At 58.7% G+C, this 12,973-nt stretch carries 9 protein-coding genes; all 9 read right to left on the bottom strand.

Going from position 1 to position 12,973, the window contains the following annotated elements:
* Window positions 1-88: 88 nt before the first annotated feature.
* Window positions 89-631, bottom strand: coding sequence for a LemA family protein (locus C8C98_RS09750; RefSeq protein WP_147436357.1), 543 nt, complete (start codon window positions 629-631; stop codon window positions 89-91).
* A 152-nt stretch (window positions 632-783) separates the two neighbouring features.
* Window positions 784-5,016, bottom strand: a complete 4,233-nt coding sequence (gene rpoC, locus C8C98_RS09745; protein WP_121454096.1) for a DNA-directed RNA polymerase subunit beta' — start codon at window positions 5,014-5,016, stop codon at window positions 784-786.
* A gap of 131 nt (window positions 5,017-5,147) precedes the next feature.
* A complete protein-coding gene (gene rpoB / locus C8C98_RS09740; RefSeq protein ID WP_121454095.1) occupies window positions 5,148-9,260 on the bottom strand; it encodes a DNA-directed RNA polymerase subunit beta in 4,113 nt (1,370 codons plus the stop codon).
* 287 nt (window positions 9,261-9,547) lie between these two features.
* Window positions 9,548-9,925 (bottom strand): 50S ribosomal protein L7/L12, encoded by a 378-nt coding sequence (gene rplL / locus C8C98_RS09735; RefSeq protein WP_099657622.1) that lies wholly within the window; start codon window positions 9,923-9,925, stop codon window positions 9,548-9,550.
* A 39-nt stretch (window positions 9,926-9,964) separates the two neighbouring features.
* A complete protein-coding gene (rplJ, locus tag C8C98_RS09730; protein ID WP_056165010.1) occupies window positions 9,965-10,489 on the bottom strand; it encodes a 50S ribosomal protein L10 in 525 nt (174 codons plus the stop codon).
* A 236-nt stretch (window positions 10,490-10,725) separates the two neighbouring features.
* Window positions 10,726-11,421: a 50S ribosomal protein L1 gene (gene rplA / locus C8C98_RS09725; protein WP_121454094.1), complete on the bottom strand. Its 696-nt coding sequence runs from the start codon at window positions 11,419-11,421 to the stop codon at window positions 10,726-10,728.
* A gap of 1 nt (window position 11,422) precedes the next feature.
* Window positions 11,423-11,854, bottom strand: a complete 432-nt coding sequence (gene rplK, locus C8C98_RS09720; RefSeq protein ID WP_099657619.1) for a 50S ribosomal protein L11 — start codon at window positions 11,852-11,854, stop codon at window positions 11,423-11,425.
* Window positions 11,855-11,981: 127 nt separating this feature from the next.
* Entirely contained in the window at window positions 11,982-12,575 is a 594-nt protein-coding gene (gene nusG, locus C8C98_RS09715) for a transcription termination/antitermination protein NusG (protein WP_099657618.1), read from the bottom strand.
* Window positions 12,572-12,958, bottom strand: coding sequence for a preprotein translocase subunit SecE (gene secE / locus C8C98_RS09710; RefSeq protein ID WP_121454093.1), 387 nt, complete (start codon window positions 12,956-12,958; stop codon window positions 12,572-12,574). Before secE ends, nusG begins: the two co-directional genes overlap by 4 nt.
* Window positions 12,959-12,973 lie beyond the last annotated feature (15 nt).

Genomic DNA, 12,973 nt, shown 5'->3' with positions numbered 1-12,973 from the left:
CACGCCCGCACACAGCATGCAAGCGCGCACAACATAGATTCAAACGGAAAGCTGCCTAGGCCCCCAGCGGTGCCCGAGCGATATCCACCTACAGCGGCCCGAACCCCACCACACGGGCCAAGACGCTGGCGGGAAACTGGCGGATGGCACCCAGGTACGCCTGCGAAGCCTCTTCATAGCCCCGCTGTGCTGGCACCAGCAGCGCCTGCAACTCTGCCCAGCGCGCCTGCCATGCGGCCACATCCCACTCAGAACCTGCCGCAGCCTGCATGGCATCGGCCCATGCATTTTGCAGCACTAGGCTCGCCTCTTGGGCACTGGCATGCGGCTCTTGCGGTGGCAACGGGGCTTTGGCTGGTGACAAGGCCTTGTCCAATAGGTCACTCGCGGCCAACAAGGTCTCCGTGTGCACCTGCGGGGCATGGCCAGGCCCCTGGGACACAGGCAAAGCTGGCGTGGGTCCAGCGGCCACCCAATCGCGCGGCAACTGCGCGCACCGCTTTTGCAACCCGCGCAAGTGCACACCAGCGGCTTGCGCGGCGGCCTTGAGGCGAACCAGACGGTTATAGGCCCCCAGTGACCAAAACACCAAGACGGCAACCAATATCCAGAACAGGGGGGACGACCACATACACCAGAGCTTGGCACCACCCCTTCAGGCGCGACGCGGGACAAGCAAATAAAAAGGTAAAGAGGGCAAACAGACAAAGCGGCGCGCCCATGAAAAACGCTCCCGGCCCGCCGGGAGGCAGGTCGGGAGCGTTTTAGACGGCGCCCAAGGGCTTAGTCTGCAGCGGCGTCAGAGGCAGACACGCTGCTTTCTGATTCTGGCTCGTCCGCAGAGGCAGCCATTTCAGCCGCTTCGGCTTCGGCGATGGCGCGGCGCTCGGCGTCGTCCATGGCGTCCTTGGCCTTGCGTGCCTGGTGGTAAGCCATGCCGGTGCCGGCAGGGATCAGGCGGCCCACGATCACGTTTTCCTTCAGGCCACGCAGTTCGTCCTTCTTGCCCATGATCGCGGCTTCGGTCAGCACGCGGGTCGTTTCCTGGAAGGAAGCGGCCGAGATGAACGAGTCGGTGGACAGAGAAGCCTTCGTGATACCCAGCAGCAAGTTGCTGTAGGTCGCGGTGATCTTGCCTTCGGACTGCAGTGCATCGTTGGTGTTCAGGATCTCGGAGCGCTCGACCTGTTCACCGCTGATGTAGTTGGACTCACCGATGTTCTCGACCACCACACGGCGCAGCATCTGGCGAACAATCACTTCAATGTGCTTGTCGTTGATCTTCACGCCTTGCAAGCGGTACACGTCCTGCACTTCGTCCACGATGTAGCGCGACAGCTCTTCGATGCCCAACAGGCGCAGGATGTCTTGCGGGTCGGCTGGGCCGTCCACAATCGATTCGCCCTTATTGACCACCTGGCCTTCGTGCACCAGGATGTTCTTTTCCTTGGGCACGAGCTCTTCCCACACCTTGCCTTCGGGGTCGGTGATTTGCAAGCGGACCTTGCCCTTGGTTTCCTTACCGAACGAAATGGTGCCGGTCATTTCTGCCAGCGTGCCCTTGTCCTTCGGAGTGCGGGCTTCGAACAGTTCGGCCACACGGGGCAGACCGCCGGTAATGTCGCGGGTCTTCTGACCTTCGACCGGGATACGGGCCAGCACTTCGCCGGGGCCCACGTCCTGGCCATCGCGCACCTGGATCAGAGCGCCCACCTGGAAGCCGATGGTCACCGAGTGGTCGGTGCCAGGGATCTTCACTTCTTGGCCTTGGGCGTCGATCAGCTTCACTTGGGGGCGGACGACCTTGGCAGCGCCACGGCGCTTGGGGTCAATCACCACCAGCGTAGACAAACCGGTCACTTCATCGACCTGCTTGGCAACGGTGAGACCTTCTTCGACGTTTTCGAACTTGGTCTGACCGGCGAACTCGGTGATGATGGGGCGTGTCAGCGGATCCCAGTTGGCGAGGATGGTGCCAGCCTTGATGGTCTGGTCGGCCTTCACCGTCAGGGTCGCACCGTAAGGCACCTTGTGGCGCTCACGCTCGCGGCCATGCTCGTCGTGGATGATGATTTCACCCGAACGCGCAATGACGACCAGCTCGCCCTTGGTGTTGCTCACGTAGCGCATCGTGGCGTTGAAGCCGATCACACCGTTGGACTTGGCTTCCACGCTGGAAGCAATGGCAGCACGCGAAGCGGCACCACCGATGTGGAACGTACGCATGGTCAGCTGCGTGCCAGGCTCACCGATGGACTGGGCAGCGATCACACCCACGGCTTCGCCGAGGTTGATCAAACCGCCACGGCCCAAGTCGCGGCCATAGCACTTGGCGCACAGGCCAAAGCGCGTTTCGCAGGTCAGGGCTGTGCGCACCTTCACTTCGTCCACGCCCACTGCCTCGATCTCTTCGATCAGGTCCTCTTCCAGCATCGTGCCCGCAGGGATCAGGACCGAGCGGTTTTCGGGGTGCAGCACATCTTCCGCCGCCGTGCGGCCGAGGATACGGTCGCGCAGCGATTCGATCACTTCACCGCCTTCAACGATGGCGCGCATCAGCGAGCCATTGGAAGTGCCGCAATCCTCTTCGGTCACAACCAAGTCCTGCGTCACGTCCACCAGGCGGCGGGTCAGGTAACCGGAGTTGGCCGTCTTCAGCGCCGTGTCGGCCAGACCCTTACGGGCACCGTGGGTGGAGATGAAGTACTCCAACACGTTCAGACCTTCGCGGAAGTTCGCGGTGATAGGCGTTTCAATGATCGAGCCGTCGGGCTTGGCCATCAGACCCCGCATACCGGCCACCTGACGGATCTGGGCAGCAGAGCCACGGGCGCCGGAGTCGGCCATCATGTAGATGGAGTTGAAGGATTCCTGGTCCACCTCGTTGCCATGGCGGTCCATCACCTTTTGCTTCGAGAGTTGGGCCATCATCACCTTGGACACGTCGTCACCGGCCTTGCCCCAGATGTCCACCACCTTGTTGTAGCGCTCGCCAGAGGTGACCAGACCGGAGACGTACTGCTGCTCGATCTCTTTCACTTCCTTTTCGGAGCGCTCGATGATGCCGGCCTTTTGTGGAGGCACCAACATGTCATCGATACAGATGGAGATACCAGCGCGGGTGGCCAAGCGGAAACCGTTTTGCAGCAGCTTGTCGGCAAACACCACCGTTTCCTTCAAACCGCACTTGCGGAAGGACACGTTGATCAGGCGCGAGATTTCCTTCTTCTTGAGCGCCTTGTTCATGTTGGAGAACGGCAGGCCCTTGGGCAGGATCTCGGACAGCAGTGCGCGGCCCACGGTGGTTTCCACCAACGAGGTCGAGGGCACAAATTCGCCCGTGGCCTTGTCCTTGGTCCACTCGGTCATGCGCACCGTGATCTTGGCGGCCAGCTCGACCTGACCAGCGTCCAGGGCACGCTGCACTTCACCGGTGTCAGCGAACACCAAGCCTTCGCCCTTGCCGTTGATACGGTCACGGGTGGCGTAGTACAAGCCCAGCACCACGTCCTGCGAAGGAACGATAGAGGGCTCGCCCGAAGCGGGGAACAGCACGTTGTTGGAGGCCAGCATCAGCGTGCGGGCTTCCATTTGTGCTTCCACCGACAACGGTACGTGCACAGCCATCTGGTCACCGTCAAAGTCGGCGTTGAAGGCCGCGCAAACGAGGGGGTGCAACTGGATGGCCTTGCCTTCGATCAGGATGGGCTCAAAGGCCTGGATACCCAAACGGTGCAGCGTAGGCGCACGGTTGAGCATCACGGGGTGTTCCTTGATGACCTCTTCCAGGATGTCCCACACCACGGGCGTGCCGGATTCGACTTCCTTCTTGGCAGCCTTGATCGTCGTCGCGATGCCCATGGCTTCCAGGCGCGAAAAGATGAAAGGCTTGAACAGCTCCAGCGCCATCAGCTTGGGCAGACCGCACTGGTGCAGCTTGAGCGTTGGGCCCACGGTAATCACGGAACGACCGGAGTAGTCCACGCGCTTGCCCAGCAAGTTCTGGCGGAAACGGCCCGACTTGCCCTTGATCATGTCGGCCAGCGACTTCAAGGCACGCTTGTTGGCGCCCGTCATGGCCTTGCCACGGCGGCCGTTGTCCAGCAGCGAGTCCACGGCTTCCTGCAGCATCCGCTTTTCGTTGCGGGCGATGATTTCAGGGGCCTTCAGCTCGAGCAGACGGCGCAGACGGCTGTTGCGGTTGATGACGCGGCGATACAGGTCGTTCAGGTCGGAGGTCGCGAAGCGGCCGCCGTCCAGCGGCACCAGCGGACGCAGGTCCGGCGGCAGCACGGGCAGCACTTCCAGCACCATCCACTCGGGCTTGATACCGGACTTCTTGAACGCTTCGAGCACCTTCAGGCGCTTGGCGTTCTTCTTGACCTTGACTTCGGAGCCGGTCAAGTCGCCACGCAGGCGCTCGATCGACAGGTCGATGTCGATGGACTCCAGCAGGTCCTTGATACCTTCCGCGCCCATCTTGGCGATGAATTCGTCGCCGTATTCCTTGCGCTTGGCGTCGTAGTCGTCCTCGGACATGATGCTGAACTTCTTCAGCGGGGTCATGCCAGGGTCGGTCACCACGTAGGCTTCAAAGTACAGCACGCGTTCGATGTCGCGCAGCGTCATGTCCAGCACCAGGCCCAGACGCGATGGCAGCGACTTCAGGAACCAGATGTGGGCGCAAGGCGCGGCCAGATCGATGTGGCCCATGCGCTCGCGGCGCACCTTGGTCTGCGTGACTTCAACGCCGCACTTCTCGCAGATCACGCCGCGGTGCTTGAGGCGCTTGTACTTGCCGCACAGGCATTCGTAGTCCTTGATAGGACCAAAAATCTTGGCGCAGAACAGGCCGTCGCGCTCGGGCTTGAACGTACGGTAGTTGATGGTTTCAGGCTTCTTCACTTCGCCGAAAGACCACGAACGGATCTTTTCGGGCGAAGCCATGCCGATGCGGATGGCATCGAAATGCTCATCCGGCGTGAATTGCTTGAACAGGTCGAGTAGCGATTTCATGTGACTCTTTCCTTTTCGTCAAAAATCATAGCTACCAGCGCTTGATACACGCGGCTTTGCAAGCGAAAACACATGCAAAACCTTTACCAATCAGCGCTAGCAGCTCACTTTTTTAATAATCCCGATCCTGTTCAGGAGCGTTCGAGTTCGATGTCCAGGCCCAAGGAGCGGATTTCCTTGACCAGCACATTGAACGATTCCGGCATGCCGGCTTCGATGGCGTGTTCGCCCTTGACGATGGATTCGTACACCTTGGTACGGCCCACCACGTCGTCGGACTTCACGGTCAGCATTTCCTGCAGCACGTAGGCGGCGCCGTAAGCTTCCAGCGCCCACACTTCCATTTCACCGAAACGCTGACCACCGAACTGCGCCTTACCACCCAGCGGCTGCTGCGTGACGAGCGAGTAAGGACCTGTGGAGCGGGCATGCATCTTGTCGTCCACCAAGTGGTGCAGCTTCAGGTAGTGCATGTAGCCGATGGTGGTGGGGCGCTCAAAGCGGTCGCCTGTGCGGCCATCGTGCAGGTAAGCCTGCGTGCGGGTCGGCGTCAGGCCCTTGCGTGCGGCGATGTCATCAGGGTATGCAATCTTCAGCATGTCCTTGATTTCTTCTTCCGAAGCACCGTCGAACACGGGGGTTGCGTAAGGCACGCCCGAAGTCAGGTTGTGCGCCATGGCCACCAGCTCGTCGTCAGACAGCTGCGACAGGTCTTCCTTGCGGCCACGGGAGTTGTAGACCTCTTCCAGGAAGGTACGCAGCTCAGAAGCCTTGGCCTCTTCCTGGAGCATGTCACCCAGGCGCTGACCAATGCCCTTGCCGGCCCAGCCCAAGTGGACTTCCAACACCTGACCAATGTTCATCCGCGAAGGCACGCCCAGCGGGTTCAGAACGATGTCGGCAGGCGTGCCGTCGGCCATGTAAGGCATGTCTTCGACCGGAACGATCTTGGACACCACACCCTTGTTACCGTGGCGGCCGGCCATCTTGTCACCAGGCTGCAGGCGGCGCTTGACGGCCAGGTACACCTTGACCATCTTCAGCACGCCTGCGGGCAGCTCGTCACCTTGCGTGAGCTTCTTGCGCTTTTCTTCAAAAGCCAAGTCGAAGCTGTGGCGCGTCTGCTCCAGAGCGTTCTTGATGGATTCGAGCTGGGTGGCGACTTCGTCCTCTGCAGGGCGGATGTCGAACCAGTGGAATTTCTCCACCGACGACAGGTACGCCTTGTCGAGCTTGGTGCCCTTGGACAGCTTTTGTGGGCCACCGTTGGCCACGCGGCCAGTCAGCAACTTTTCGATACGGTCGAACGCGTCGGCCTCCACGATACGCAGCTGGTCGTTCAGGTCCAGGCGGAAACGCTTGAGTTCATCGTCGATGATCTGCTGGGCGCGCTTGTCGCGCTGGATGCCTTCGCGGGTGAACACCTGCACGTCGATCACGGTGCCAGACGAGCCCTGGTCCACACGCAGCGAGGTGTCCTTCACGTCGGAAGCCTTCTCACCGAAGATGGCGCGCAGCAGCTTCTCTTCTGGCGTGAGCGTGGTCTCGCCCTTGGGCGTGACCTTGCCGACCAGCGTGTCGCCGGGCTGCACTTCAGCACCCACGTAGATGATGCCGGACTCGTCCAGGCGGTTCAGTTGCTGCTCCGACAGGTTCGGAATGTCGCGCGTGATTTCTTCTGCACCCAGCTTCGTGTCACGGGCCATCACGACCAGTTCTTCGATGTGGATCGAGGTGTAGCGGTCTTCCGACACCACGCGCTCAGAGATCAGGATCGAGTCTTCGAAGTTGTAGCCGTTCCAGGGCATGAAGGCGATCAGCATGTTCTGGCCGATGGCGATTTCGCCAAAGTCCGTCGATGCGCCATCAGCCACCACATCACCCTTGACCAGCTTGTCGCCCTTCTTCACGATGGGACGCTGGTGGATATTGGTGTTCTGGTTGGAACGCTGGTACTTGATGAGGTTGTAGATGTCCACACCCACTTCACCGGCAACAGCTTCGTCGTCGTTCACGCGGACCACAATGCGGGTCGCATCGACGTAGTCCACCACACCGCCGCGGGTAGCCGTCACCACGGTGCCGGAGTCCACTGCAGCCACACGTTCGATACCGGTACCCACCAGTGGCTTCTCGGGACGCAGCACAGGCACAGCCTGACGCGACATGTTGGCGCCCATCAACGCGCGGTTCGCGTCATCGTGCTCCAGGAACGGAACCAGCGACGCAGCCACCGACACGATCTGTGCGGGCGACACGTCCATGTACTGCACGCGGTCTGCACCGCACAGGATGGATTCACCCTTTTCACGGGCAGACACCAGGTCGCCCGTCAGGCGGCCGTCCTTGTCGAGCAGGGCGTTGGCCTGCGCGATCACGTACTTGCCTTCTTCGATGGCCGACAGGTAGTCGATCTCGTTCGTGACCTTGGCGTCCACCACTCGGCGGTAGGGGGTCTCAATGAAACCGTACTCGTTCAAGCGGGCGTACAGAGCCAGCGAGTTGATCAGACCAATGTTGGGACCTTCAGGCGTTTCGATTGGGCAAACGCGACCGTAGTGGGTCACGTGCACGTCACGCACTTCAAAGCCTGCGCGCTCACGGGTCAAACCGCCTGGGCCCAGAGCGGACACACGGCGCTTGTGCGTGATTTCGGCCAGAGGATTGGTCTGGTCCATGAACTGGGACAACTGCGATGCGCCGAAGAATTCCTTCAAGGCGGCCGAAATCGGCTTGCTGTTGATCAGATCGTGGGGCATCAGAGGCTCTTGCTCGGCCTGGCCCAGACGTTCCTTCACGGCCTTTTCGATACGTGCCAAGCCAGTGCGGTATTGGTTTTCGGCCAGTTCGCCCACGCAACGCACGCGGCGGTTGCCCAGGTGATCGATGTCATCGACTTCGCCGTTGCCGTTGCGCAGGTCCACCAGGATCTTGACCACAGCCAGGATGTCTTCGTTGGACAGCACCATGGGGCCGGTGGATTCGTCGCGGCCAATCTTGGCGTTGAACTTCATGCGGCCCACGCGCGACAGGTCGTACGTGTCGGGGTTGTAGAACAGGCGCTGGAACAGAGCCTGCACAGCGTCTTCGGTTGGAGGCTCGCCAGGGCGCATCATGCGGTAGATGGCCACGCGGGCGGCAAACTCGTCCACCGTTTCATCGATGCGCAGGGTCTGCGAGATGTAGGCGCCTTGGTCCAGCTCATTGGTGTAGATGACCTGGAGGTCTTGCACACCAGCAGAGCGCAGCTTCTTGAGCAACGCTTCGGTCAACTCTTCATTGGCCTTGGCGATGATTTCGCCCGTATCGGCATCAACGATATTGCGGGCAACGACGCGACCGATCAGGAAGTCTTCGGGCACACTGATGTGCGTGGTACCCGATTGTTCCAGCTCACGCGTGTGGCGGGCCGTGACGCGCTTGTCCTTGGCCACAACGACCTTGCCGGACTTGTCGGTGATGTCAAAGCGAGCCACTTCACCACGCAGACGCTCGGACACAAACTCCATTTGTGCGCCGCTGTCCATCAGGCGGAAATTGTCATTGACGAAGAAGTTCGCCAGGATGGATTCAGGATTCAGGCCAATGGCCTTGAGCAGCGTCGTAACCGGCATCTTGCGACGGCGGTCCACACGGAAGTACAAGATGTCCTTGGGGTCAAACTCGAAATCCAGCCATGATCCGCGGTACGGAATGATGCGTGCCGAGAACAGCAGCTTGCCGGAACTGTGGGTCTTGCCCTTGTCGTGCTCAAAAAACACGCCAGGCGAGCGATGCAGCTGAGACACGATCACGCGCTCAGTGCCGTTGATGATGAACGAGCCCTTGTCAGTCATCAGGGGCACTTCGCCCATGTAGACCTCTTGCTCTTTCACTTCCTTCACCACCTTGGACTGCGAAGTCGAGGACTCGCGGTCATAGATGATCAGCTGCACTTTGGCGCGCACAGCTGAAGCAAAAGTCAAGCCCCGAGTCTGGCATTCCCGCACGTCAAATGCGGGTTTGGCCAAGTTGTACTCAATGAACTTCATCTCGACAAAACCGTTGTGCGAGACGATGGGGAAGGCTGCATCAAAAGCAGCCTGCAAACCTTCTATGGTCCTCTTTTGAGGTGCTTTATCTGCCTGCAGGAAGGCGGTGTATGCGTCCTTCTGCATCTGCAGCAGATAAGGAACTTCCAGCACGCTGTCGCGGCTGCCGAAACTTTTGCGAATTCGCTTGCGTTCGGTATAGGAATAGGCCATGAGATCTCCGGGCAAAGACATGAGTCCTGGGTCTTCGACGACTGACCCGCAAGGTGCTTTCCTTTGCGGGCTTGGCGGTTGGCCACTACCAACCATGGCGGACGGCGATGCATTGCACATCACCCGAACCAAGGTATCTTCTGCTGTCGGGGTTGTCAGAAGACACTCGAAACTCAACTCACTGCAGACTCGTAATGTCGTGCATCAAGTCACTTTTCGGGTGCGCTCTGAAAGCGCCAAAGGCTGGAGGCCCTTGAGGAGCACTCCAGCCCTTGAAAGAGACTGAATTACTTCAGTTCAGCCTTGGCACCGGCTTCCACCAGCTTCTTGACTGCTGCTTCAGCGTCAGCCTTGGCAATAGCTTCCTTGACGTTCTTTGGAGCGCCGTCCACCAGGTCCTTGGCTTCCTTGAGGCCCAGGCCAGTGATTTCACGCACTGCCTTGATGACGGAAACCTTGTTGGCGCCAGCGTCAGTCAGCACCACATTGAATTCTGTCTTTTCTTCAGCAGCAGCAGCACCAGCGCCACCACCAGCGGCAGCAGGAGCAGCCATGGCTGCAGCGCTCACGCCAAACTTCTCTTCAATGGCCTTCACCAGGTCATTGAGTTCCAGAACCGTCATGCTGTCCAGAGCGGTCAAAAATGCGTCTTTATCGAATGCCATTTTTATTTCCTAACAATTAGTTGGTTGTCTGCCGGGCTATCAAGCCGCAACAGGTTCGGCGGCCGTTTCGGCTGCGCCTTCGCCTTTTTTCGCCGCCAACGCGCCCAGCACAACGGCTGTACGCGACATGGGGGACATAAGCAAGCCACAAATCTGAGCCAGCAAAACTTCCTTGGAAGGAATGTTGGCCAGTTGCTTAACGCCGTTGACATCCAGGGCTTTGCCACCGAAAGCGCCACCGCGAATCACCAACTTGTCGTTGGTTTTCGCGAAATCGGCCACCACCTTAGCGGCGGCCACAGCGTCTTCGGAGAAGCCATAGATCAGCGGACCGGTCATCTGGTCGGCCACAACGTCAAATGCGCTACCAGCCACAGCACGGCGAGCCAAAGTGTTCTTCAGAACACTCAGGGTGACGCCCTTGCTGCGTGCATCAACGCGCAGTTTGGTCATGTCGGCGACCGTGATGCCACGGTATTCCGCGATCACGAGCGTTTGAGCTTTAGCGGCGAGGCTGGTCACTTCACTGATGACCGCTTCTTTCTCACTGCGATTAAGACTCAAGGTCTACTCCTTAAAATGCGCACTCGGCGATGGCCTTATGCGCGCTCTTGTTGCAGCGACCAACTGTTTTGGAAAATTTCCATCTGCAGCGGGATCGCCATCTGCGTTGGCACCATCTCTGGCTTTAAGCACGAGTAACTCGCACACCAACGGTCTTGGATGGCCTGAAACTACCGAGGTAGCCTCAGCCCACCACATCAATCTCGCCCGAAGACAAGATTGAAGATTTTTTGCAATTACGCTGCGATGGTTTGTGTATCCACGCGGACACCCAAGCCCATCGTGGAGGACACAGCCACCTTGCGCAGGTACAGGCCCTTGCTGGTAGCTGGCTTGGCCTTGTTCAGGGCTTCAATCAGCGCAGCCAAGTTGCCTTGCAGCTTGTCGTTGTCGAACGAGCGGCGACCGATCGTGCTATGCACAATGCCGGCCTTGTCGACGCGGAATTGCACTTGACCTGCCTTGGCGTTCTTCACAGCCGTAGCGACGTCAGGCGTCACGGTGCCAACCTTGGGGTTAGGCATCAGGCCGCGCGGGCCCAGGATCTGGCCCAGAGTACCCACAACGCGCATGGCGTCAGGGGCAGCAATCACCACGTCGAAAGGCATGTCGCCGGCCTTGACCATGGCAGCCAGGTCGTCCATACCGACGATGTCGGCGCCAGCAGCCTTGGCTTCTTCAGCCTTGGCGCCTTGAGCAAACACGGCCACACGGGTTGTCTTGCCGGTACCGTTAGGCAGCACCACAGCACCACGCACCACTTGGTCCGACTTCTTGGCATCAATGCCAAGTTGAACGGCCACGTCGATGGATTCATCGAACTTGGCGGTAGCAGCTTCTTTCACGATTGCAACTGCTTCAGCGAAAGCGTACAGCTTGGTGCTGTCAACCTTGCCTTGCAGGGCTTTTTGCTTCTTTGTCAGCTTGGCCATTTTACAAACCCTCCACCGTCACGCCCATGGAGCGTGCAGAGCCAGCCAGCGTGCGCACAGCGGCGTCGACGTTGGCAGCGTTCATGTCCTTCAGCTTGGTCTTCGCGATCTCTTCAAGCTGTGCGCGAGTGATCTTGCCGACCTTGGTCTTCAAAGGGTTGGAAGAACCCTTCTCGAGCTTGATGGCCTTCTTGATCAGAGTCGTCGCAGGCGGCGTCTTGATGATGAAGGTAAAGCTCTTGTCAGCGAAAGCTGTGATGACCACAGGCAATGGCAGACCGGGCTCAACACCTTGGGTCTGCGCATTGAATGCCTTGCAGAACTCCATGATGTTCAAGCCACGCTGGCCCAGAGCAGGGCCGATTGGTGGGGATGGATTGGCCTTACCTGCTGGGACTTGCAGCTTGATAAAACCGACGATTTTCTTCGCCATGCTTTGCTCCTTGCGGGTTGTAACGCTTACCTATGCAACATGCACAAGCGGGCTCCCCGGGGGTTAACGACTCACCAAAACCTCTCGCACCGAGTCGAAAAATGCGAGGTATTTATTCCATGTTGGCTTAGGTTTTTTCAACCTGTCCAAATTCCAATTCAACGGGTGTAGATCGGCCAAAAATCATCACAGAAACGCGCAGGCGATTCTTTTCGTAATTGACCTCTTCGACCGAGCCATTGAAGTCAGTGAAGGGGCCTTCCTTGACTCGCACCAACTCACCCACCATAAATTCGACCTTGTGGCGTGGCTTGTCAGTGCCCTCTTGCATCTGACTGACGATCTTTTGCACTTCGTCTTCCGAAATGGGGGCGGGCCGATTCTTGACCCCTCCAACAAAGCCTGTCACTTTGTTGGTGTGCTTCACCAAGTGCCAAGTGTCGTCGTCCATCACCATTTCAACAAAGACATACCCAGGAAAAAGACGCCGCTCAGTCGTCTTCTTCTGGCCGTTTTTCATCTCAACCACTTCTTCAGTGGGGACGAGAATTCGGCCAAATTTATCTTGCATGCCAGCGCGACCGATGCGCTCGACAATATTGCGCTCAACCGCTTTTTCCATGCCCGAATAGGCATGAACGATGTACCAACGCAAATCAGGATTAGAGGGCGTGGATGAAACGGGCGCGCCGCCGTCGGCCACCACTGCATCGGTTGTCATGACTTTCTCCATCCCAAAATGAGGTCGTAAAAAACCCATTCCAGCGTTTTATCCGTGAACCACAGAAACAAGGCCATGATGACCACAAAGGCAAAAACGTAAGCCGTCATTTGCAGTGTTTCTTTACGGGTTGGCCAAACCACTTTTTTGACTTCGCGCCAAGCATCACGCGCAAATGCAACAAACTGGCGACCCGACTCAGAAACCAGGAAAACACCTACAGCAGCCAAGAGCCCGACAATCAGGACCGCCCACTGAGCGTATACACCTTGCTTTCCAAGCAAATAAAAACCAGCGATAGCAGCTAGCACCAAAGCAGCAGCGGCAGCAAGCTTTGCTTTGTCCGCACCGGAACTTACGGTTTCAACCTGTGAGGCAGCCATGTTTGATACTTTCAC

The organism is Acidovorax sp. 106 (genome assembly GCF_003663825.1).
GTDB lineage: Bacteria > Pseudomonadota > Gammaproteobacteria > Burkholderiales > Burkholderiaceae_C > Acidovorax.
The sequence above is the reverse complement of the archived record's forward strand: the minus strand, read 5'-3'. Positions and strand labels throughout refer to the sequence as shown.

What these genes read in the sequence shown, in the direction of transcription:
- C8C98_RS09750 (WP_147436357.1), bottom strand. Translation starts at nt 631, where the DNA reads ATGTGGTCGTCCCCCCTGTTCTGGATATTGGTTGCCGTCTTGGTGTTT.
- rpoC (WP_121454096.1), bottom strand. Translation starts at nt 5,016, where the DNA reads ATGAAATCGCTACTCGACCTGTTCAAGCAATTCACGCCGGATGAGCAT.
- rpoB (WP_121454095.1), bottom strand. Translation starts at nt 9,260, where the DNA reads ATGGCCTATTCCTATACCGAACGCAAGCGAATTCGCAAAAGTTTCGGC.
- rplL (WP_099657622.1), bottom strand. Translation starts at nt 9,925, where the DNA reads ATGGCATTCGATAAAGACGCATTTTTGACCGCTCTGGACAGCATGACG.
- rplA (WP_121454094.1), bottom strand. Translation starts at nt 11,421, where the DNA reads ATGGCCAAGCTGACAAAGAAGCAAAAAGCCCTGCAAGGCAAGGTTGAC.
- rplK (WP_099657619.1), bottom strand. Translation starts at nt 11,854, where the DNA reads ATGGCGAAGAAAATCGTCGGTTTTATCAAGCTGCAAGTCCCAGCAGGT.
- nusG (WP_099657618.1), bottom strand. Translation starts at nt 12,575, where the DNA reads ATGACAACCGATGCAGTGGTGGCCGACGGCGGCGCGCCCGTTTCATCC.
- secE (WP_121454093.1), bottom strand. Translation starts at nt 12,958, where the DNA reads ATGGCTGCCTCACAGGTTGAAACCGTAAGTTCCGGTGCGGACAAAGCA.